The 22,652-nt window shown below is 73.6% G+C and carries 14 protein-coding genes and 1 pseudogene; 5 read left to right on the top strand and 10 right to left on the bottom strand.

Annotated elements, in window-relative coordinates:
- Positions 1–14: 14 nt before the first annotated feature.
- The 7 genes from ACEXOX_RS39380 to ACEXOX_RS39350 form a co-directional block, all read right to left on the bottom strand.
- Positions 15–2,507 (bottom strand): PQQ-dependent sugar dehydrogenase, encoded by a 2,493-nt coding sequence (locus ACEXOX_RS39380; protein ID WP_406525525.1) that lies wholly within the window; start codon positions 2,505–2,507, stop codon positions 15–17.
- 206 nt (positions 2,508–2,713) lie between these two features.
- Positions 2,714–3,727 (bottom strand): sugar phosphate isomerase/epimerase family protein, encoded by a 1,014-nt coding sequence (locus tag ACEXOX_RS39375; RefSeq protein ID WP_406525524.1) that lies wholly within the window; start codon positions 3,725–3,727, stop codon positions 2,714–2,716.
- A gap of 212 nt (positions 3,728–3,939) precedes the next feature.
- Positions 3,940–5,160 carry a Gfo/Idh/MocA family oxidoreductase gene (locus ACEXOX_RS39370; protein WP_406526617.1) on the bottom strand — a complete coding sequence of 407 codons (1,221 nt, stop codon included), beginning with the start codon at positions 5,158–5,160 and terminating at the stop codon, positions 3,940–3,942.
- A gap of 291 nt (positions 5,161–5,451) precedes the next feature.
- Positions 5,452–6,603: a substrate-binding domain-containing protein gene (locus tag ACEXOX_RS39365; protein ID WP_406525523.1), complete on the bottom strand. Its 1,152-nt coding sequence runs from the start codon at positions 6,601–6,603 to the stop codon at positions 5,452–5,454.
- Positions 6,600–7,664 carry an ABC transporter permease gene (locus tag ACEXOX_RS39360; protein ID WP_406525522.1) on the bottom strand — a complete coding sequence of 355 codons (1,065 nt, stop codon included), beginning with the start codon at positions 7,662–7,664 and terminating at the stop codon, positions 6,600–6,602. Before ACEXOX_RS39360 ends, ACEXOX_RS39365 begins: the two co-directional genes overlap by 4 nt.
- The gene (locus ACEXOX_RS39355; RefSeq protein ID WP_406526616.1) at positions 7,661–9,238 is read right to left on the bottom strand and encodes a sugar ABC transporter ATP-binding protein; all 1,578 of its coding nucleotides are present in this window, start codon (positions 9,236–9,238) and stop codon (positions 7,661–7,663) included. Before ACEXOX_RS39355 ends, ACEXOX_RS39360 begins: the two co-directional genes overlap by 4 nt.
- Positions 9,239–9,748: 510 nt before the next feature.
- Positions 9,749–10,930 (bottom strand): ROK family protein, encoded by a 1,182-nt coding sequence (locus tag ACEXOX_RS39350; RefSeq protein ID WP_406525521.1) that lies wholly within the window; start codon positions 10,928–10,930, stop codon positions 9,749–9,751.
- Positions 10,931–11,175: 245 nt separating this feature from the next.
- On the opposite strand from ACEXOX_RS39350, the gene ACEXOX_RS39345 reads away from it, so the two are divergent.
- A complete protein-coding gene (locus ACEXOX_RS39345) occupies positions 11,176–15,003 on the top strand; it encodes an AfsR/SARP family transcriptional regulator (RefSeq protein WP_406525520.1) in 3,828 nt (1,275 codons plus the stop codon).
- Between the two features lie 18 nt (positions 15,004–15,021).
- Here the strand turns inward: ACEXOX_RS39345 and ACEXOX_RS39340 are convergent, their stop codons facing one another.
- Positions 15,022–16,065, bottom strand: coding sequence for a siderophore-interacting protein (locus tag ACEXOX_RS39340; protein WP_406525519.1), 1,044 nt, complete (start codon positions 16,063–16,065; stop codon positions 15,022–15,024).
- Positions 16,066–16,586: 521 nt separating this feature from the next.
- Here ACEXOX_RS39340 and ACEXOX_RS39335 point away from each other — a divergent pair.
- A complete protein-coding gene (locus ACEXOX_RS39335) occupies positions 16,587–17,345 on the top strand; it encodes a hypothetical protein (protein WP_406525518.1) in 759 nt (252 codons plus the stop codon).
- Positions 17,346–17,452: 107 nt separating this feature from the next.
- Here ACEXOX_RS39335 and ACEXOX_RS39330 read toward each other — a convergent pair whose 3' ends face one another.
- A complete protein-coding gene (locus ACEXOX_RS39330) occupies positions 17,453–18,130 on the bottom strand; it encodes a GntR family transcriptional regulator (protein ID WP_406525517.1) in 678 nt (225 codons plus the stop codon).
- A 317-nt stretch (positions 18,131–18,447) separates the two neighbouring features.
- Between ACEXOX_RS39330 and ACEXOX_RS39325 the strand changes: the two are divergent.
- Together ACEXOX_RS39325 and fdhD are read left to right on the top strand one after the other, a co-directional pair.
- Positions 18,448–19,697 (top strand): annotated as a pseudogene (locus tag ACEXOX_RS39325) (FAD-dependent monooxygenase).
- 237 nt (positions 19,698–19,934) lie between these two features.
- On the top strand, positions 19,935–20,786 hold the full coding sequence (gene fdhD, locus ACEXOX_RS39320; protein WP_406525516.1) for a formate dehydrogenase accessory sulfurtransferase FdhD: 852 nt from the start codon (positions 19,935–19,937) through the stop codon (positions 20,784–20,786).
- A 27-nt stretch (positions 20,787–20,813) separates the two neighbouring features.
- On the opposite strand, the gene ACEXOX_RS39315 is transcribed toward fdhD, so the two are convergent.
- Complete coding sequence (locus ACEXOX_RS39315) at positions 20,814–21,284, bottom strand: MarR family winged helix-turn-helix transcriptional regulator (protein WP_406525515.1); 471 nt, start codon at positions 21,282–21,284, stop codon at positions 20,814–20,816.
- 213 nt (positions 21,285–21,497) lie between these two features.
- Here ACEXOX_RS39315 and ACEXOX_RS39310 point away from each other — a divergent pair, with 213 nt between their 5' ends.
- Positions 21,498–22,439 carry a zinc-binding alcohol dehydrogenase family protein gene (locus ACEXOX_RS39310; RefSeq protein ID WP_406525514.1) on the top strand — a complete coding sequence of 314 codons (942 nt, stop codon included), beginning with the start codon at positions 21,498–21,500 and terminating at the stop codon, positions 22,437–22,439.
- Positions 22,440–22,652 lie beyond the last annotated feature (213 nt).

Here is a 22,652-nt window from a genome sequence, read left to right as displayed (position 1 = left end):
GGTAGCCACCTGGGTCAGCGGGTGGTGAAGGTGAAGTCGTCCACGTCGTAGAGGGCGCCGGTGCCGCTGCCCTTGAAAACGAGGTAGAGGGTGGTGGTACCGGCCGGTGGTTTGCCGTTGAGGGTGGTCGAGACGTCGGTGAAGGTCTCCCAGCCGCCGGTCACCGGGACTTTGACGCTGCCGAGCAGCCGTCCGTCCGCCCGGCCCGTACGGATCTCCAGCGTGCCGCCGGATCCGGCGGAGGACACCCGGGCGGTGAACTTCGTGGCGTTCTTGACGACATACGGCTGGAACGCGATCCAGTCGCCGTGGTGGATGTCGCCCACGGTCCGGCCGCCGTGCGCCGGTGCGTGGGTGATGACCTGGACGCCGCGGGAACTGCCGAAGTGCTCGGCCTGGCGGTGCCGGGGCTGGGTGACGGCCTGGTCGTGGCTGGTCAGCGGCGGCTGGCCGTTGGCTCCCTGGTCGGTGTACTCGGCGTCGAAGACCCCGAAGATGTTGGCGTTGGGGTCGTGCTCGTTATCCGCCGAGGTCTGGATGGTGCCGGAGCAGCCGGTGGCGGAGGTGACGGGGTGGCCGTGGCTGTCGTGGCCGAGGATGTGGGTGACCTTGACCTTGGCGCAGTCGATGGCCCGGTCCTCGGGGTCGGTGACCTTGACCTGGAACGGCACCTTGTCACCGAAGGTGAACAGCTGGCCGTCAGCGGGGAGTTGCAGGGTGACCTCGGGCGCGGTGTTGCCGACGGTCAGGTACACGCTCGCCGAGCCGGTGCGGCCGCCGGGGTCCTTGGCGGTGACGGTCGCGGTGTAGGTGCCGTTCTTGCGGTAGGTGTGGGTGGGGTTCTGCTGGTTCGCACTCGTACCGTCGCCGAAGTCCCAGGTGTACGTCAGCGCGTCGCCGTCCGCGTCGGTGGCCGAGGCGGTGAACTTGGTGCGCAGCGGAGCCTGACCCGAGGTGCGGTCGGCTTTGGCCTCGGCGACCGGTGAGTGGCCGCCGGTGGCGTTCTCGATGCGGTAGAGGGCGGAGTTCTCATCGCCGTTGAAGTAGCCGGTCCCGTAGTCCAGGACGTACAGCGCGCCGTCCGGGCCGAAGGCCATGTCCATGACCTGGGTGCCCTTCCAGGGGAAGGCGTTGATCGTGCGGCCCGTGCCGTCGGCGGCCTGTTCGATGCGCTTGATCCAGCGGCGTCCGAACTCCCCGGCGAAGAAGTTCCCGTCGTACGCCTGCGGGAACTTGACCTGCGAGGTGGAGGCGGCGTCGTAGCGGTAGACGGGTCCGGCCATCGGGGACTCGGATCCGGTGCCGAATTCGGGCACCGAGCCGCCGTCGTACGGGATCCACGCGGGCTGGGCGGCCGGCAGGTCGGTCAGGCCGGTGTTGCGCGGCGAGGTGTTCCGGGGAGCGGCGCAGTCGAAGGCGGTGCCCGGGGTCTCGGTGGCGAAGTCGTAGTCGACGTAGGCGTCGTTGTCGCCGGTGCAGTACGGCCATCCGTAGTTGCCGGGCTTGGTGACGCGCGCGAACTCGACCTGCCCCGACGGGCCGCGCTTCGGGTCGGCGGTGCCCGCGTCGGGCCCGTAGTCGCCGACGTAGACGGTGCCGGTGGGCTTGTCGACGCTCATCCGGAAGGGGTTGCGGAAGCCCATCGCGTAGATCTCGGGCCGGGCCTTGGCGGTGCCGGCCGGGAAGAGGTTGCCGTCGGGAACCGCATACGTGCCGTCGGCGTTGACCTTTATACGCAGGATCTTGCCGCGAAGGTCATCGGTGTTCCCCGCACTGCGCTGGGCGTCGTAGGCAGGGTTGCGGATCGCACGCTCGTCGATGGGCGTGAAACCGTCGGAGGCGAACGGGTTGGAGTCGTCGCCGGTGGAGAGGTAGAGGTTGCCCTGTGCGTCGAAGTCGATGTCACCGCCCACGTGACAGCAGATGCCGCGCGAGGCGGGCACGTCCAGGATCTTCTTCTCGCCGGCCAGGTCCAGGGTGCCGTCGGTCTTCAGGACGAAGCGGGAGAGGCGGTTGACGCCGTCGAACTTCGCGAAGTCCGCTGCGGTGCCCTCGTCGGGGGCGTCGCCGGAAGGAGTGTCGAGAGGGGGCGCGTAGTAGAGGTAGACGAAGCGGTTGGCGGCGAAGCCGGGGTCGATGCCGACGCCCTGGAGGCCTTCCTCGTCGTGGCTGTAGACGGGCAGTTTGCCCGCGACCTTCGTGGTGCCGCCCGCGTCGGTCAGGCGAACCGTTCCGTCCCGCGAGGTGTGCAGCACGGACCGGTCCGGCAGCACGGCGAGCGTCATCGGCTCGCCCGTCTCGGGTTCGCCCTTGGCGAGGGTGACCTGCTGGAAGTCCTCGGCGGCGGCCGGCGCGGCCGGCGTCGTACCTACGGCCGGCACGGCGGTGGTCGGTACGGCGGCGGCGGCCGGGACGTCGGCCAGTGACAGGGACGTGGCGGCCAGCAGCGCGCTCGCGAACAGGGCGAGTGCCGGGCGCAGGGTGCCTCGGCGTGATCTTCGGTGCACGGTGCCTCCCTTGCGGGTGGGTGGGCTGAGAGGTGTCGCTCGGTCAGGCGGTCCGGCCGGGGTGGGTGGGCGAAGGGTTGCTCGGCCATGCGCCCGGCCAGGGGTGGGCGGGCGCAGGCTGTCGCTCGGCCAGGCGGCCCGGCCAGGGTGGGTGCCGGGTGTCGCGTCGCCATGCCTGCGGAGAGCCGTCGGAAGCGCCCTGGTCCTCAGCTGCCGGACGGGTCCGCTCCGAACGCCGCGTCGAACGCGACAGCGGGCGGCTCGTAGTCGTACGACTTGAGGTGGGCCAGTGCTTCGGGCGCGCCCTGGAGGCGGTCCATGCCCGGGTCCTCCCACTCGACCGACACCGGACCCTCGTAGCCGATCGAACGCAGCATCCGGAAGACGTCCTCCCAGGGCACCTCGCCACGTCCGGCCGAGACGAAGTCCCAGCCGCGGCGCGGGTCGCCCCAGGGGAGGTGGGAGCCGAGGCGGCCGTTGCGGCCGTCCAGCCGGCGCCGCGCCTCCTTGCAGTCCACGTGGTAGATCCGGTCCCGGAAGTCGTACAGGAAACCGACCGGGTCGAGGTCCTGCCAGACGAAGTGGCTGGGGTCGAAGTTCAGACCGAAGGCGGGCCGGTCGCCGATCGCCTCCAGGGCGCGGCGGGTGGTCCAGTAGTCGTACGCGATCTCGCCGGGGTGCACCTCGTGGGCGAAGCGCACGCCCTCCGCGTCGAAGACGTCCAGGACCGGCCCCCACCGCTCGGCGAAGTCCGTGTAACCGGCGTCGATCGTCGAGAGCGGTACGGGCGGGAACATGGCCACCAGGTGCCAGATCGCGGAGCCGGTGAAGCCGACCACGGTCCGTACGCCGAAGGCCGCGGCGGCGCGCGCGGTGTCCGCCATCTCGGCGGCGGCCCGGCGCCGTACGCCTTCCGGCTCGCCGTCGCCCCAGACGCGGGCGGGCAGGATGGCGCGGTGCCGCTCGTCGATGATCGCGTCGCAGACGGCCTGACCCACCAGGTGGTTGGAGACGGCCCAGCACTTCAGGCCGTACTTGTCGAGGAGCTGGCCACGGGTGGCGAGATAGCCCGGCTCGGCGAGGGCCCGGTCCACTTCGAAGTGGTCGCCCCAGCAGGCGAGTTCGAGGCCGTCGTAGCCGAAGTCGCGGGCGTGTCGGCAGACCTCCTCCAGCGGCAGGTCGGCCCACTGCCCGGTGAAGAGCGTGAACGGTCTGGCCATACGTGACTCCTCGGGACGGACGGACGGATGGACGGGCGGGGGGGTACGGGAGTACGGCGCGGTGCGGGGTGCGGAGTTTCGGGACGGCACGGGGGTGCGGAGCGGTACAGGGATACGGGGATACGGGGAGCGGGGCGGTACGGGTGGTGCGGTGGCCGGTTGCGAGGAAACGATCCGGTCGGCGGACGCGGCTGACAAGAGGGAGGGGTGCGTCAGGTGGGGATGTCGGCCACCGGCACGGGTGCGGATTCGGGTACGGAGGCGGACTCGGGCACGGGGGCGGACTCGGGTACGGATGCAGATTCGGGTGCGGGAGCGGACCCGGCCACGGGCGTGTACGCGCAGTTCTTGGCCGCGCTGTCCTCGACCGCCGCCAGCACCCGCTGCACCTGCAGCCCGTCCGCGAAGGACGGCACGGGCTCACGGCCGGCCGCGATGGCGTGCACGAGATCGCGGGCCTGGTGGACGAAGGTGTGCTCGTAACCGAGGCCGTGGCCGGGCGGCCACCACGCCTCCAGGTACGGATGGCCGGGTTCGGTGACCAGGATGCGGCGGAAGCCGGCCGCGACGGCCGGTTCGGTGTGGTCGTGGAAGGACAGCTCGTTGAGCCGTTCCAGGTCGAAGGCGAGCGAGCCGTGCTCCCCGTTCAGTTCGATGCGCAGCGCGTTCTTGCGGCCCGCGGCTACCCGGCTGGCCTCGAAGGAGGCGAGCGCGCCGGAGGCGAAGCGGCCGGTGAACAGGGCGGCGTCGTCGACGGTAACGGTGCCCCGGCCGCCGGTGGGCAGCGGACGTTCCCGTACGAAGGTGCCGGTGACCGCGGAGACGCCCGCCAGCCGCTCCCCCGCCAGGTACTGGGCGAGGTCGACGATGTGCGCGCCGAGGTCGCCGAGCGCTCCGGAGCCCGCCTGTTCCCGGCGCAGCCGCCAGGTCAGGGGCGCTTCGGGGTCGACCAGCCAGTCCTGGAGGTAGGTGGCGCGTACATGTCGCAGGGTGCCGATCCGGCCGTCACGGATCATACGGCGGGCGAGGGCGACGGCCGGGGTACGGCGGTAGTTGAAGCCGACCATGGCGCGTTGGCCGCGGGCCCGCGCGGTCTCGGCGGCGGCCGCCATCGCCTCCGCCTCCGCCACGGAGTTGGCCAGCGGCTTCTCGCACAGGACGTGCTTGCCGGCGGCCAGCGCGGCGACGGCGATCTCGGCGTGGCTGTCGCCCGGCGTGCAGATGTCGACGAGCTGCACGTCGGCACGGTCGATCAGGCGCCGCCAGTCGGTCTCGGCGGCGGCCCAGCCGTGCCGGGTCGCGGCCGCCGCGACGGCGTCCCGGTCCCGGCCGCACACCGCGTTCATCGCGGGGCGCAGCGGCAGGTCGAAGACGCGGCCCACGGTGCGCCAGCCCTGGGAGTGGGCGGCGCCCATGAAGGCGTAGCCGACCATGCCGATGCCGAGTTCGGTCCGCGGGCCGGGCGGCGGGGGCTGCTGGGGGCGCGGGGCCGGCGGGGTCACCTCCGTAACCGGTCGTGCGGCGTGCGGTGCCGGATTCCGTACGTGGTCGTCGTGCGCGTCGCGGTCGTCGTGCTCGTCGTGCGCGTCGCGGTCGTCTTGCTCGGCACGGGCGTCGCGGTCGTCGTGCTCAGCACGGTCGTCGTACTCGTCGCGGTCATTCATGCATCACCTCGTCGGTCGGCCGTGGTCGGCGGTCTTCCGGTAACTGCTCGGCTGAGATCGTCAGTTGAAGCCGGTGGGCAGGTAGTCGTCGACGTTGTCCTTGGTGACGACGGCGGAGTAGAGGGTCACCGAGGCGGGGATCTCCAGCTCGGCGGTGCCGGAGATGCCCCGGCCCTGGGCGAGGGCACGGGCCAGGTCGACGGCCGAGGCCGACATGGTCGGCGGGTACAGGACGGTGGCCTTCAGTACGGAGGTGCCGGCCCTGATGGTCTCCATGACGCGGCGCGAGCCGGCGCCGCCGACCATCAGGAAGCCGTCGCGGCCGGCCTGCTCGATGGCGCGTTCCGCACCCACGCCCTGGTCGTCGTCGTGGTTCCACAGTGCGTCGAAGGAGGGGTGCGCCTGGAGCAGCCCGGCCATCTTCGCCTGCCCCGACTCCACGGTGAACTCGGCGGCCTGCCGCCCCACCTTGCGGATGTTGGGGTAGTTCTTCAGGGCGTCGTCGAAGCCCTTGGTGCGTTCACGGGTCAGTTCGAGGGTGTCGATGCCGGCCAGTTCCACGACTTTCGCATCCGGTTTGTCCTTGAGCTGCTCGCCGATGTAGCGCCCGGCGTTCAGGCCCATCCCGTAGTTGTCGCCGCCGATCCAGCAGCGGTACGCCTGCGGGGAGGCGAAGACCCGGTCGAGGTTGACGACGGGGATGCCGGCCCGCATGGCCTTCAGCCCGACCTGGGTGAGCGCCTTGCCGTCGGCGGGGAGGATGACCAGGACGTCGACCCTCTTGTTGATGAGGGTCTCGATCTGCCCGATCTGCTGGGCGGTGTCGTTGGAGCCCTCGGTGATGTCGAGGGTGACGTCCCGGTAGCGCTTCGCGCGGTTCCTGGCGTTCTGGTTGATGGCGTTGAGCCAGCCGTGGTCGGCCTGCGGTCCGGCGAAACCGATGGTGACCTTCTTGCCGGGTTCGTCGTCCGCGCCGCCCGCCTGCTGCTGCGTGGCGCCTGCGGACGCGTCGCCGCGCTGGTTGCTCGTACAGGCGCTGAGCAGGGCGCCGGCCGAGACGGCGGCCGCGCCGAAGAGCACGTGCCGACGGCTGCCACCGCGGGCGATGGCCGGGGCGTCCGCCTCCGTGCCGTACGGGCCGGATGTGCTGCACGGGACAGGTGTGTCGTACGGATCCGGTGTGCCGTACGGGCCCGGCGTTCTGTCGGTCATGACTTGTGCCCCTTCTGGGCCAGTACGGCGATGACGATGATGGCGCCCTTGGCGATCTGTTGGACGGCGGTCTCCAGGTTGTTCAAGGCGAACAGGTTGGTGATGGTGGTGAAGACGAGGACGCCGAGCACGGAGCCGGTGACGGTGCCGCGGCCGCCGCTGAGCAGGGTGCCGCCGATGATCGCGGCGGCGATGGCGTCCAGCTCGTAGAGGTTGCCGTTGGTGTTCTGGCCCGACCCGGTCAGCACGATCAGCAGGAAGGCGGCGATGCCGCAGCACATCCCGGACAGCAGGTAGAGCAGCAGCCGCTGCCGCCGTACGTCGATGCCCGCCAGCCGCGCCGCCTCCGGGTTGCCGCCGACGGCCACGGTGCGCCGCCCGAAGGTCGTACGGTTCAACAGCAGCCAGCCGGTGACGGTGACGGCGGCGAAGACCAGCACGATCGGCGGGATGCCGAGGACGTACGCGTCACGGCGGCCCAGGTCCAGTACGGACGGTATCGACACGATCTGCGTGCCGCCCTGGCTGATCTGGAGGGCGAGCCCGCGGGCGGCGGCGAGCATGGCGAGCGTCGCGATGAACGGCACCATGCCGCCGAACGAGACCAGCAGCCCGTTGACCAGCCCGCAGCCGAGACCGACGAGCAGCGCGCAGAGCAGGATGCCGCCGAGTCCGTACTCCTGGGTGGCCACCGTCGTCGCCCAGACCGTCGCGAGGGCGACCATCGCGCCGACGGACAGGTCGATCCCGCCCCCGATGATCACGAAGGTGACGCCGACGGTCACCACACCGATCACCGAGGCCTGGGTGAGGACGAGTTGCAGGTTCTGCACGCTCAGGAACTGCTCGGGCCGGGTGAGGGCGCCGACGGCCACGAGCGCGGCGAGGACGCCGAGCAGGGAGAGGTTGCGCAGGTCGGCGTGGGCGCGCAGCCGGCCGCGCACGCCGGAGGCGCGGAACAGGGGCGGGGCGGGTGCCTCCGGCGCGGGGGCGTGCGCCGGGGCGCTTCCGGCACCGGCGGGAACCGGGCGGCCGGGCACTTTCTCTTCGGAGGTGTTCACGGTCGGTCTCCTCGCGACGGGTCGGCGCTGCCTGCCATGACCAGGTCCAGCACCCGGTGCTCGTCCAGTGCCGCCGCACTGTCCTCGTGGACGACCCGGCCCTCGCGCAGGACGAGCACGCGGTCGGCCAGGCCCAGGACTTCGGGAAGCTCGCTCGACACCAGCAGCACCGCCAGCCCGTCGTCGGCGAGCCGCCGTACCAGCGCGTACAGCTCGGCGCGGGCGCCGACGTCCACCCCGCGGGTCGGCTCGTCGAGCAGCAGCACCCGGCAGCCGCGCAGCAGCCAGCGGGCCAGTACGGCCTTCTGCTGGTTGCCGCCGGACAGGGTCCGCACCGGCCGGTCCGGGTCGTCGGGCCGCAGCGACAGGCCGCGGGCGGCGGCGCGGGCGGCGGAACGTTCCGCCACGCGGTCCAGCCACCCGGCGCGGGAGAAGCGCGGCAGCGAGGAGACCGAGACGTTGCGGCTGACGGACTCCAGGAGCAGCAGGGCCTGCGACTTGCGCTCCTCCGGGGCGAGGCCGAGCCCCGCGCGTACGGCGGCGGGCACGCTGCCGGGGCGCAGCGGGCGCCCGTCCACGAGGACACGGCCCGCGGTGGGGCTTCGCGCGCCGAAGACGGTCTCCAGGATCTCCGAGCGCCCGGACCCGACGAGCCCGGCGAGCCCGAGGATCTCACCCGGGTAGAGGTCGAAGTCCAGCGGCGCGAACTCACCGCGCCGGGCGAGGCCTTGAGCGGCGAGGATGGGGGTGGAGGTAGGGGCGGAGGCAGGGGTGGGAGCGGAGGCGGGGGTGGCAGTGGGGGCCCTGTCCGTGGCGGCGGGGCCCTGCCGTACGTTGAACTGCCGTACGGGGAAGGTGTGCTCGACGGCGCGGCCCGTCATCAGGGTCACGATGTCCCGGGTACGGGTCGTCCGCGCGTCCAGCCCGCGGGCCGCGGCCCGGCCGTCCTTGAGGACGGTGACCCGGTCGCCGACCCGGCGGATCTCCTCCAGCCGGTGCGAGATGTACACGACCGCGACGCCCGCGCCGGTCAGGCCGTCGACGATCCGGAAGAGGTTGTTGACCTCGTCCGGGTCGAGAGCGGCGGACGGCTCGTCCATGACGATCAGCCGTACGTCGTGGGAGAGGGCACGGGCCATGGAGGCGATCTGCTGCCCGGCGGCGGACAGCGAGCCGACCGCAGCACCCGGGTCGATCTCGGGGTGTCCGAGGCGGCCGAGGATGCCGGCGGTGGCGGTCCGGGCCTCGCGGGAGCGGACGAAGCCGGCGGTGGCCCGCTCGTGCCCGAGGAAGACGTTCTCGGCCACCGACAGGTGCTCCACCAGGTCGAGTTCCTGGTAGATGGTGGCGATGCCGAGCCGCATCGCGGCGGCCGACGACTTCAGCACGACCGGTGCGCCCTGCCAGCGGATCTCGCCCGCTTCGGGCTGGTGGACACCGGCCAGCACCTTGATCAGGGTGGATTTGCCGGCGCCGTTCTGGCCGAGGAGGCAGTGCGTCTCACCGGCCGTCACATCGAGATCGACGCCGTCCAGGGCCCGGACTCCGGGGAAGGACTTGCTGATGCCGTGCATGGTGAGCAGGGGCCCGCCGGGGCCCGGCGGTCCGGCCGAAGGCCCCGGGCCGGACGGGGCCGGCGGTCCGGGGTGGCGCTCTGGTGCCATGGCGTGCAGCCTCCTCGACGACGTCGGTGAACGGGCCGGGCGGTGGTGCGGGGGGGGGCGCTACGGGCGGACGGACGCGTGCGGGACGTACGGCGGGACGGGGGTGGCGCGACGGGACGGGAGCGGTACGACGGAACGAGGAAGGTGCGACGGGACGCAGGCGGTACGGCGAAACGGAGACGGCACGTCGGAACGAGAGCGGTACGACGGAACGAGAGCGGTACGACGGAACGCGGGCGGTGCGACGGGACGCAGGCGGTACGACGGAACGCAGGCGGTACGACGGAACGGAGACGGTACGACGGAACGGAGACGGTACGACGGAACGGAGACGGTACGACGGAACGCGGACGGTACGACGGAACGAGAGCGGTGCGGCGAAACGGTGGCGGTACGACGGGTGGTGCCGTGAGCGGGGTGTCAGGCGGGTGAGAAGAGGTGGTCGCTGATGAGGCGGGCGGCGCCGGTGACGCCCGCCGCCTGGCCCAGCTCCCCCAGCACGATGGGCAGGTTGTTCGTCGCCAGCGGCAGCGACTGGCGGTAGACCTGGGTGCGGATCGCGGCGAGGAGGGTGTGGCCGAGGCCGGTCACCCCGCCCCCGATCACCACCAGCCCAGGGTTGAAGAAGCTGACGAGACCGGCGATGACCTGGCCGGTGCGGCTCCCGCCGGTCCGGATCAGGTCCAGTGCGACGGGGTCGCCGGCGGCGGCAGCGGCGGCCACCTCGGGGGCGCCGAGCGTACCGGCCGCCGCCAGCCGTGCCGCCAGCTCCGGCGAGGTGCCCTCGCGCGCGGCGGCCTCCGCGTCGCGGGCGAGGGAGGCGCCGCCGAAGTACGCCTCCAGGCAGCCGCGGTTGCCGCAGGCGCACGGGCGGCCGTCCGGTTCGACCTGGATGTGGCCGATGTCGCCGGCGCTGCCCGTCGTCCCGCGGTAGACCTCGCCGCCCACCACGATGCCGCAGCCGATCCCCGTACCGATCTTGACGAAGAGGAAGTCCCGCACGGTGCGGGCCACGCCCGCGTGCTGTTCCCCCACCGCCATCAGGTTGACGTCGTTGTCGACCATGACCGGGCAGCCCAGTTCCTGGCTGAGGGCCTCCCGTACGGGGAAGCCGTCCCAGCCCGGCATGAGGGGCGGCGCCACCGGGACGCCTTCGGGGAAGCGGACCGGTCCCGGCACGCCGATGCCGGCGCCGTCGAACCCTTCGGCCACCCCGCTCGCCTTCAGCTTGCCCGCCAGCGCGAGGGCCTGCTCGAAGACGGCGACCGGGCCCTCGCGCACGTCCATGGGCTGGGTCAGGTGGCCCAGTACCTCCAGCTCGGCATTGGTGACGGCCACGTCGACGGAGGTGGCGCCGATGTCGATGCCCAGGAAGCGCAGGGCGGGCGCGAGCCGGACGTTGTGCGAGCGGCGGCCGCCGCGGGAGGCGGCGAGGCCGTCGGCGACGACCAGCCCGGTCTCCAGCAGCCGGTCCACCTCCACCGCCAGCTTGGAGCGGGAGAGGTCGACGCGGTCGCCCAGCTGGGCGCGGGAGTTGGGGCCGTGGTCGCGGAGCAGGCGCAGGAGCCGCGCCTGGTGCGCGTTGGCCGGCCTCGCCGTCATGCGCCTCACGCCACCCCTCCAGCCGTTGTCGGCCGTACGTGGTCCGGCACCGAGCGGCGCCGGGGCTTTCGAGGGGAACGTAGCAGCGCTTGTCCGGGCGGGGAAGAAGTACGGGCAGGATCCCTGCCGACTTTCTCCTGCGTGAGGACAAAGCTCCCGGCCGCCCTCGACCGAGAGCGGCGGGCGCCGGGCGGCACCGGGCGGCACCGGCCGACGTCGGGCAGCGGTCCGGGGAGAATGGGCCGGTGAACTACCGCTACCGCGTGCTCGGCGCCACTCAGGCGCGCCGCCCCGACGGCACCGAGGTGCCCGTGAAGGGGGCGCGGCTGCGTGCCCTGCTGGCCGCGCTCGCGGCGGGCGGCGGGCGGCCCGTACCGGCGGTCCAGCTGATCGCCCAGGTGTGGGGCGAGGACGAGGAACCGCCCGCGGACGCCTCGGCCGCGCTCCAGGCCCTGGTCGGTCGGCTGCGCCGGGCCCTTGGCGGACCGGCGGTCACCTCGTCGCCCGGCGGGTACGGGCTGGCGGCCGGGCCGGACAGCGTCGACCTCTTCCGCTTCGAACGGCTGACGGCGGAAGGGACGGCCGCGCTGCGCGACGGCGCCCCCGCGCGGGCGGCCGCCCTGCTGCACGAGGCGCTGGCCCTGTGGCAGGGCCCCGCACTGGCGGACCTCCCGGGGCGGGACAGCGAACCGCTCGCCGTACGGGCCGAACGGCGGCACGGCGAGGCCCGCCGCGCCCGGCTGGCGGCCGAGGTCGCGATGGGCCGGGCGGCGGACACGCTGGCCGAACTGGCGTCGCTGGCCACGGCGGAGCCCTTGGACGAGCCCTTGCAGGCACTGCACATCCGGGCACTGTGGGCGGCGGGGCGGCAGGCCGAGGCGCTTCTGGCGTACGAGGGGGTACGGACGGGGCTCGCCGAACGGCTGGGCGCCGACCCCGGCGCCGAACTCCGCACCCTCCACGCGCACCTGCTGGCCGGGACCATGGAACCGTCCACCGCAGCGGGGCCCTCCAACACGGGACCGTCCACCGCACCGGGCCTCTCCGTCACGGCCACGGGACCGTCCACCGCACCACGCCTCTCCGTCACGGCCACGGCACCGTCCACCGCACCACGCCCCTCCGCCACGGTCACGGCACCGTCCACCGCACCCGGCCTCCCCATCACGGCCACGGGACCGTCCACCGCACCGGGCCCCTCCGCCACGGCCACGGAAACATCCACGGCACCAGCCCCTCCCGCACCGGCCCCCGCCACCCCCTCCCCGACCGGTCACCTCCGCGCCCGCCTCACCTCCTTCATCGGCCGATCCGCTGAACTGGGCGCTCTCACCCGCGAGTTGACCACGCAACGGTTGGTGACGCTGCTGGGCGCGGGCGGCGTCGGAAAGACCCGCCTGGCCCTGGAAGCGGCGGAGGCCGCCGGTGCACAGGGCGAACGGTGGCCCGACGGCATCCGGGTCGCCGAGCTGGCCTCCGTACGGGACGGGAAGAGCGTGCCCGAGGCCGTACTGACCGCGCTCGGCGGCCGGACGACACAGGTGCGGGCCCCGGGCGCCGACGACTTGCGCGCCTCCGGGAGCCCTCCGACCCCTCTCGATCAGCTCGTGGAGCACTGCGGGCAGCGGCGGATGCTGCTGGTGCTCGACAACTGCGAGCACGTGATCGACGCGGCCGCCGAGCTGGCGGACTCCGTACTGGGCCGCTGCCCGGGCGTGACGATCCTGGCCACCAGCCGCGAACCGCTCGGCGTCCCCGGCGAGTCCGTACGCCCCGTCGAGCCGCTGCCGCCGCAGGCCGCGCTCCGGCTGTTGGGCGAGCGGGGCGCCGCCGCGCGCCCCGGGTTCCGTACCGAGGACGACCCGGCCGCGTGCGCGGAGATCTGCCGCAGGCTCGACGGGCTGCCGCTCGCCGTCGAGCTGGCGGCGGCACGGCTGCGCGCGCTGACCCCGCGACAGATCGCGGAACGGCTGGACGACCGGTTCCGGCTCCTGACCGGCGGCAGCCGGACGTCCCTGCCCCGGCAGCAGACGCTGCGCGCCGTGGTGGACTGGTCCTGGGACCTGCTCACGGGGGACGAGCGCGCGGTGCTGCGCCGTCTGTCCGTCTTCTCCGGCGGCTGCGAGGCGGCGGAGGCGGAGTACGTGTGCGCCGCCACCGCCCCGGCCGACGGCCAGCACTCCTCCACCGATGGCCAGCACTCCTCCGCCGATGGCCACCACTCCTCCGCCGACGGCCCCCACTCCCCCGCCGACGTCCTGTCCGTACTCACCTCCCTCGTCGACAAGTCCCTGGTCACCGCCGCCCCCGAGAGCCCGCGCGGGATGCGCTACCGGCTGCTCGAAACGGTCGCCGAGTACGCCGGGGAGCGGCTGGCGGGCTCCGGGGAGCGGGCGGCCGTGGAGCGGCGCCACCTGACGGCGTACCGGGAACTGGCCCGCACCGGCGAGCCCGAGCTGCGCGGGCCGCGCCAGGCGGAGTGGCTGGAGCGCTTCGAGACCGAGCACGCCAACGTGCGGGCCGCGCTGCGCACGGCGGTCGCCCTGGCCGAGGAGCAGGAGGGGCTGTGCCTGGCGCTGTCCATGAGCTGGTTCTGGCAGCTGCGCAACCACCAGGCGGACGCCCGGCACTGGGCCGCCGCCGTCGCGGACCTCGGCCCCGACCCCTTCGCGGACCCCGTACGGCCCGCCGAGCCACTGGCGGAGCGGTGTACGACGGTTCCTCCGCCCTGGTCGGGGGAGCGGCTGCGCGAGGCTCGGCGTGGCGTCCGGCTGCTGGTGCTGGCGAGCAGCAGCGACCAGGCCGGGCTGTCCGGGCCGGCCGCGCCGGTACGGCCGGAGGCGGTGGTGGCCGCGTACCGGCCGGGGCTGCCGCAGACCGTGCGGCAGCCGGGCGTCATGTGGTTCTTCGCCCGGCTGATGACCGGCGGGTTCGCGGGGCTCGACGAGACCGTCGACGCCGTGGTGCGCCACTGCCGGGACCTGGGGGACGGCTGGGACCTGGGGTTCGCGCTGCTGCTGCGCACCAAGCTGCTCGGCGGCCGGCCTGGCACGCTGGAACGGTCGGCGCGCGACGCGGAGGAAGCGCTGGCGCTCTTCGAGGCGGCCGGGGACCTGTGGGGTACTGCCGAGTCCCTGTCCGCGCGCGGCGACACGTACGAGCGGCGCGGGCAGTACGCACTGGCGGACGCGGACTTCGAGCGCGCCATGGAGTCTTCCGCCTGGGTCGGCGCGGATGTGCAGGTGCCGGAGTTCAAGGCGAGGCTGGCGGCCGTACGGCTGGAGGGCGCGTACGGGACGGGCGACACGTACATGGCGGACATGTGCGGGACGGACGACGCGTACGGGGCAGGTACAGAGGGCGGGACGGGCCAGGGGGACGGGACGGACGACACGTACGGGGCGGGCGAAGAGGGCGGGACGGGCCAAGAGAGCGGGGCGGGCCAGGAGGGCGGTAACGCCGAAGGGATGGCCGGCGGTTCCCTCTCTCTACGGGTGCGGGAGGCCGAGCGGCTGCTGCTGGAAGCCGTGGCCGAGTCGCGGCCCTCCTCCGGCGAGACGCTGAGCACGGCGCGCCTGCTGCTGGCCCGGCACTACGGCCGGACCGGACGCACCGGCCTCGCCCGGGAGCAACTGCGGGAGGCGCAGCAGGCGTTCACCACCGGCACCCCAGCCCTCTTCACCGGCATGGTGACCGGGCTGCACGGCTGGCTGGACTGTCTCGACGGGGAGTTCGTCCGGGCGCGTGAGCACGTGCGCCGGGCCGTACGGCAACTCGCCGACCTCGCGCCCCTGGTGGCTCCGCACCTGCTGACCCACCAGCTGCTCTGCGGCGGGTGGTCCATGGCTCATTCGGGCGCGGCCGAGGACGGCGCCCGTCTGCTGGGGGCGTACGACCGTCACGCGCCCGGCGCCGACGGCTTCGGGCTCCAGCCGCTGCCGCCCGAGGCCGAGGCCCGGGTCCGGCAGCAGGCCGGGGCAGCGCTGTGTGCCGTGCTGGGTACGGAGGCGTACCGGCGCGCCCTCGCCGAGGGCGGCGGCCTCGCGGTGAGGGAAGCCGCCGACCTGGTCTGACGGGCGGCGCCGCCCGCGCTACCGCGCGTCGGCCAGCCGTTCCCGCGCGTCGGCCAGGTCGTCTTCCGTCGGCGCGTCGTCCTGGGTCAGCGCGCGCCGCCAGTAACCGGTGAAGTCGATGTCCCGCTTGTCCAGGCCGCGGTCCTCGACGAGGTGCCTGCGCAGCGCGCGCACCGCACCCGCCTCCCCGGCGAGCCAGGCGAACACCGTCCCCGCAGGGAACCGCGCCTCGCGCACCGCCTCGACCAGCAGCTCACCCGGCCCGGCCGTACCCGCACCCGTACCCGTATCCGGCCCCGCGCCCCGACCCGTGTCCCGGTGCAGCCAATGCACGGTCAGGTCCCCGCGGGTGACGAATGCCTGCTCGTCCGCCGCGTCCGCGACCTCGATGTACGCCACCGCGCGGGCGCCTTCGGGCAGCCACTCGGCCAGGGTGCCGATGGCCGGCAGCGCGGTCTCGTCCCCGGCGAGCAGCATCCAGTCGGCCGTGCCCAGCGGGACCGGCCGGGCGAAGTACGCCGACGGACCGAATATGCCGAGCGTGTCGCCCGGCGCCGCGGTGTGCGCCCAGCGGGTGGCCGGGCCGCTCGCCGATCCGCCCACCTGACCGCTCCCCGAGTCGCTCCCCTGGCCGTTCTTCGGGCCACTCCCTTGGCCGCTCTCCGAACCACTCCCTTGGCCACCCTCCGGGCCACTCCCCCGGCCGCTCTCCGGGCCCGTACCGTGCAGCACGAAGTCGATGTCGATCGTGCCGTCCTCGGGGTGGTGCGCGCGGACGGTGTAGCTGCGCATCCACGGCCGTTCGTCCTCGGGGATCGCCTGGAACGCCTGGTACCACCGCATCGGGTCGCCGTCGGCCGGCGGTTCCGGGAGCCGCGGGGCACGCTGACCGTGCCGGGGGAAGTAGAGCTTCACCTGCTGGTCCGGCGCGTCGAGGCGGAACCCGGCGAGGTCGGGACCGCCGAAGGTGATCCTGACCAGGTGCGGCGAGAGGCGCCGGACCGCGGCGACCTGGACATACCGGACGGGGAGGGACACCGGCCGGGGAGTCTGCTGCTGCATCGTTTCTCCTGAGGGCGGGCCACCGGCCTTCTACGACGGTGGCGCGATGTGCGGGACAGGGAAACGACCGTCGCAGCCGCCGCCTACACGCCGCCTACAGCTCACCTGCACAGACACGTACAGGCAGGCGACTGGCACGCACTCGCAGGCCCGGCCACGTACGGACGCGTATTGGCACGGACTGGCACGCACGGGACGGGCATGGACGCCGACTCCCGCGTGCCCCGCACGGCCCAGCTATCCGGGTGATTCGCCGGCAGGGCCGTCACAGCGGGCGCTCCACCGTCAATACGTCTGCTGACAGGAAGAGCCGGCGCCGGCCACGTCCGGTGTCGCCCATCGCAGGCCGTCCCGCACGAGAACGGAACACCACACATGTCCCTGCCCACGGACCGCCGCCGCCCGCACCCCCTAGCCTCGGCGGGCGCCATGGCCCTCGCCGTCACCTTGGGCGCCGGAGCCGCCCTCGCCGCCTCCCCGCGCACGCCGCACCGCAATCCCCCCGGGACACGTCGGTGCGGGTGGGGACGGGTACCGCCGACTTCTGTCTCACCCCCGGCGCCACCCGCGCGCTCGCCAAGGCCGGCATCCGTCTCACGGCGGTCGCCCCGGCGAAGCTCACGGGTCCGGCCGGGCGCCGGTGCGTGTCCGCGCCCGTCTCGGGCGGCGCGTTCGACCCCCGCTTCACCGCCGGACACCTCACCTTCAGGGGCGGCTTCGACTTCGTACGCAAGGACACGCGCCATCTGAAGATCGATTCCCTGCGGGCGGACCTCGCCACCTCGCGCGTCACCGCGAACGTGGGCGGCTCCAAGGCGCACCGGACCGACTTCCTGGGCTTCCGCGTGGACCGCAACCGGGTCAAGGTGGGCGGCGGACAGGTACGGGCCCAGCTGCCCTTCACCCTGACCGAGCGGGGCGTCGGCGCCTTCCGCGGCGCGTTCCAGGGACGTTCGCCGCTCGCCGCGGGCCAGCGGGTGTTCGACGGGGACGGTACGGTCCGGCTCGCCACCCCGGCCGCCGCCCACCCGTCCCCCGGGGCCTCCGGCACCGCGCGGAAGCAGTCGCCCGGCGCCGCGCAGAAGCAGACGCCGGGCACCGCCCGAAAGCAGACGCCCGCCCACGCGCAGAAGCAGACACCAGGCACCGCCCAGAAGCAGTCCCCCGGCACCCCGCAACAGCAGTCCTCAGCCGTCGCGCCCCGCCCGGTGAGCGACCCGGCCGTCGACCCGGTGAACGACGTGGCCATGAACCCACTGCGCCAGATGGCGTCCGACTGAGGCTCCAGCCGAGCGCCTCGGCCCCGTACGCCTCCGAGGCGCGCTTCGGGTCGCGTCTCCGAGTCGCGCCTCCGAAGCGCGCCCCGCACCGCGCCGACGCGCGGCCGTCAGTCCCGATCGCGTTCGTGGTACGAACGTCGGGTGTGCTCGGTGTGCGCCCGCATGACGGCGGACGCCCGTGCCTCGTCCCGGTCGGTGATCGCCGCGATCAGCTCCCGGTGCTCGGCCCAGGACTGTTTTCCGCGCTGTCGGGCGACGGGCGTGTAGTACCAGCGCACCCGTCGTCCGACCTGCGCCGCCAGGTCGGCCAGTACGGCATTGCCGGCCAGTGCCATCACCTTGGCGTGGAACTCCGCGTTGGTAGCCACCGCGGTCTCCACCGCGTCGTCCCGTACCGCTTGTTCGCCCTTGTCGCACAGTGCTTCCAGCTCCGCGATGCCGGCCGACCCGGCGTTGGCGGCGGCGAGCCGGGCGGCCTCGGCCTCCAGCAGCGTCCGTACGGTGAACAGCTGGTCGGCCTCCTCCTCGGTGGGCTCGTGCACGAACGCGCCCTGCGCCGGGCGCAGATCGACCCAGCCCTCGGTGTTGAGCCGCTGAAGCGCCTCGCGGACCGGCTGCCGGGAGACCCCGAGATGGCCCGCCAGCTCGCTCTCGACCAGGTGCTGGCCGGGGCGCAGCGTACGCGTGGTGATCAGTTCCAGGAGCGCTTCGTAGACCCGCTCGCGCAGCGGTCCGGGGCGTTCCAGCTTCGGTACGGCGCCCTGCGGCAGCCCTGTGGACAGCATCGAGTACCCCTCCGTGACGCGGCCGGGACGGTGTGCACGCGCGGGCGCCCGGTTCCCCGGACTCCCGGCGCCCGATTGGTTATCGTCTACAGTCTACCGATCATCGCCGCCCCCGTCCCCCTACGGCCGGCATGACCGTCCGCCGTCGGTCACCACGACCGGCCTCCTCGATCACCAGCCGGCCCTCCTCGGTTACCACGACCGTCCACCGTCGTCCACCACCCCGGGCACCCGCGATTCCTGTAAAACTACGACCGCTTGCACTCCCCCGAACCACCGCGGCTCCCCTCGGGGCCGCCGAGAGAAGCGGGTTGCCGATGCACGGAGGAACGGTCGCCGTCGTGGGCGGCAGCATCGCCGGTTGCGCCGCCGCGCTCGCCGCGCACCGGGGCGGCGCGGCGGAGGTCACGGTGTACGAACGGGCCGCCGGCCATCTGGCGGACCGCGGCGCCGGACTGGCGGTGCACAACGACCGTTACGCGGAACTGGCCTCGGCGGGCTACCTGGACACCGGTATGCCCTGGTTGCAGCTCTGCCGGCGCCGCTGGTACACGCGGGACGGTGAACTGCCGCTCGGCCGGCCGGTGGGGGAACTCCCTTCCCGTTCCGTACCTACAACTGGGGGCCGCTCTGGCGTGAGCTGCGCGCCCGGATGCCCGAGACCGCCGTGTTCCGCGGTGACAGCCCGGTCCGTACGGTCGAGACGTCACCCGACGGCGCGGCGGTGCGCCTTGAGGACGGCAGCACCCACCACGCCGACCTGGTCGTCGGCGCGGACGGTTACCGCTCCGTGGTCCGTGGCGCCGCCTTCCCCGACGTACGGCCCGCGTACGCCGGGTACCTCGCCTGGCGCGGCGCGTTCCCCGCCGAGCGGCTGGCCGCGCTCGGCCCGGACCCGGACGACGCCTGGCCGGTCGAGGACTGCGTCTTCGCCGTCTTCACCGGCGGTCACGCCGTCATCTACCGCATCCCGGACGGCACCGGCGGCCACCGCGCCAACTGGGTGCTGTACGCCGTCCCGCCACCGGACACCGTCCTCGGCCTGGACACCCCCACCAGCCTTCCGCCCGGCACCCTCAGCGAGGCACTGCACGCCTGCTTCGCCCAGGTCACCGGGGAACTCCTGCCGCCCTACTGGGGCGGCCTGCTCCAGCTGACGCGCCCCGAGGAGCTGTTCATCCAGCCGCTGTACGACTTCACGGCACCCCAGTACGCCGCGGGCCGCCTGCTGCTCGCCGGCGACGCGGCCACGGTCGCCCGTCCGCACACCGGCGGCGGCGCGGTGAAGGCCCTTCAGGACGCCACCGCTCTGGAGGCGGCGTTCACCGCCGCGGACACCTGGTCCGAGGTGCCTGCCGCGTACGAGGCCGCGCGCGGTCCCGTAGGAGTGTCGATGATGGAGCTCGGCCGCCGGCTGGGCGAAGCCCTCGTCCTGCGGAGTCCGGACTGGCGGACGGTGGGTCAGGCGCAACTGGACGCGCTGTGGGCAGGCGCGGGGGCGAGCGCGTTCGGCGGGCGGGGACTGTCCGGAGCGAGCGGTCCGGCGCCGCGCGCGGCGGGGCGGTAGACCCGGTACCGCACGTAAGGCGGCGGTAGGTCCGGCACCGCGCACGAAAGGGGCGGTAGCTACGGCACCACACATGAGGGGGCGGCAGCGACGGCGGACCCGTACTGGCGGCGGGTGGCGGCCGGTGACGGGAGGCGGACCCCGTACGAGCAGCCGAGCGTGTACCGGACAATGGAACCGCCGAGACCGGCCCGCTGCCACGGGCCGGCGCACCAGGACGGACGGGACTGATCAGACATGGGACGGGTCACCGAGCGACGCCGCGTCATCCGCATCCGCGACGGAGCCGTGAGCACACGCCCGGACACCCTCGTCGGCGAGGAGCCGCTGGAGATCCGCCTCGGCGGCAAGCCGCTCGCCGTCACGATGCGCACACCGGGCGACGACTTCGCGCTGGCCGCGGGCTTCCTCGTCAGCGAGGGCGTACTGGGGAGCGCCGGGGAGCTGGCGAACATCGTGTACTGCGCGGGGGCCACCGAGGACGGGTCGAACACGTACAACGTGGTGGACGTGCAGCTCGCGCCCGGCGTCACCGTCCCGGACATCTCGCTGGAGCGCAACGTCTACACGACGTCGTCCTGCGGCCTGTGCGGCAAGGCGAGCCTGGACGCGGTCCGCACGTCCGCCCGCTGGCACCTGGACCCGCCCGCCGACGCCGCGGCCCGCATCACGCCCGCGACCCTGTCCGCCCTTCCCGGCCGGCTGCGGGCCGCGCAGCGGGTGTTCGACCGGACCGGCGGGCTGCACGCCGCCGCGCTCTTCGACTCCGACGGTGAACTCCTCGACGTCCGCGAGGACGTGGGCCGCCACAACGCCGTCGACAAGGTCGTCGGACGCGCCCTCCAGGAGGGGCGGCTGCCGCTGCGCGACACCGTCCTGATGGTCTCGGGCCGGGCGTCGTTCGAACTCGTGCAGAAGGCGGTCATGGCGGGCATCCCGGCCCTCGCCGCCGTCTCCGCGCCGTCCTCCCTCGCCGTCGATCTGGCCGTCGAGAGCGGACTGACGCTGGTGGGGTTCCTGCGGGGGACGTCGATGAACGTGTACGCGGGCGAGGAGCGGCTCGCGCTGGAGGCGGCGGGGAGGGCCTGAGAGCGGGGCACGCGCCGGGGCAGGGCCTCAGCCCGCCCCCGACTCCCCCTTCGCGACCGCCCCCGGCTCCACCACACGCGCGAGCAGCGCCATCAGCTGCTCCCGTTCGGCGGGGCTGAGGTCCGCGGTCAGCTCGTCGTTGGCCCGGTCGCCCAGTTCCTCCGTACGCCGGAGCCGGCGCTCCCCCGCCGCGGAGATCTCGACGGCGTTCTTGCGCCGGTCCTTCGGGTCGGGGGTACGGGTCACCAGCCCGTCGGCCTGGAGGTCGTTGACGACCGCGACCATGTCCTTGGGGTCGATCCCCACACTGCGGCCCAGTTCGGCCTGCGAGACGGGCCCCAGCTCACCGACGGCCGAGAGCACCGCGTGGTGCATCATCCGCATCCCCTCCTCGGCCAGCGCTTCCGCGACGAGGCGGTGGCCGCGGGCCGCCGCCCGGCCGAGCAGCCAGCTGGGGAGGGAGCGGATGCGGGAGGGGGCGTACGGAGTCTCTGGCATGCCACCAGCCTACCGGGAAAACCATTGGTGTCACCAATGACTACTGCTATCGTTGGGCCACCCAACGGCCCCCGCTCTCCCGGCTCTCCTGGCTCTCCTGGCTCTCCTGGCTCTCCTGGCTCTCCTGGCTCTCCTGGCTCTCCTGGCTCTCCCGGGGTGACCGTCCCTGCGTGGCGTCCGTCCGCGTCCCGTTCCCGTTTCCCGGAGGTGCCCGTGCGGCGAGTCCGTTTCCATTCCTACGGCGGTCCCGAAGTCCTGCGCGTCGAGGAGGCCGAGGCCCCCGAGCCTGGCCCCGGCGAGCTGCTCGTCCGTACGGAGGCCATCGGCGTGACCCTGCCGTCCGTCCGCCGGACGCGCGGCGACGGCACCGGCGGTGGCGTACCGCTGCCCGCCGTACTCGGCGGCGAGGTGGCCGGCGAGGTCGTCGGCCTGGGCCCGGATGTCACCGGTTTCGCGGTCGGCGACCGCGTCACCTCGCTCTCCTTCACCGGCTCGTACACCGAGGCGGCCACCGTGCCCGCCGCGATGGCCGCCCGCCTGCCGGACGCCGCGTCCAGCGTGGACGCCGTCGCGCTGGTCCGCGGCGGGCAGGTCGCGCTCGCGGCGCTGGCCACCGCCGCCCCGGCCGACGAGGAGTCGGTACTGATCACGGGCGCGGCCGGCGCCACCGGGCACCTGGCGGTGCAACTGGCCAAGCTGCGGGGTGTGCCGCGGGTGGTGGCAGCCGTGAGTTCCGCCGCGAAGGCGGACTTCCTGTACGGGCTCGGCGCCGACGAGGTCGTGACGTACGAGGACGCGTCCTGGGGCGAGCCCGTCGACATCGTCCTCGACGGCGTCGGCGGGGACCTGCTGCCGCGCGCGGTGGCGGCCCTCGCGCCGGGCGGGCGGCTGGTCTTCTTCAACTCGGGCGGCGGCACGGTCCCGGCCTACGAGCTCCTGGCGGGTTCGAAGACGATCACCGGCCTCACCATGGCGCGGTTCGCCGCCACCCGCCCGGAGCTGTACGCGCGGCACGGCGCCGAGCTGTGGGACCACTTCTTCGCCGGCCGCCTGCGAGCCACCGTGCACGCGCGGGTCCCGCTGGTGGACGCCGCACGCGCGCACGAGATCATCGAGGCGCGCGCCAACCTCGGCAAGGTCGTACTGATCCCCTGACCGGCCTCGAAGCGAGGCCGGTCGTACGGATGTACCCGCCGTGGCCCGGACGGGGAAATCCGGCCGGGTGCGAAGAAGCGCCGCGCGTGGCTTGTGGCGGTGACGGGGGTTCAGTAGCTTCCTGCGCACCGGAGACGGACATGGGACGTCCTACGTCCCATGTCGAACAGAGAACGCAACACGCAGCACGCAGCACGCACCTCCCCTTCTCTC

Origin of the sequence: Streptomyces sp. Ac-502 (genome assembly GCF_045222935.1) — a bacterium.
Classification (GTDB): domain Bacteria; phylum Actinomycetota; class Actinomycetes; order Streptomycetales; family Streptomycetaceae; genus Streptomyces; species Streptomyces monomycini.
The sequence above is the reverse complement of the archived record's forward strand: the minus strand, read 5'-3'. Positions and strand labels throughout refer to the sequence as shown.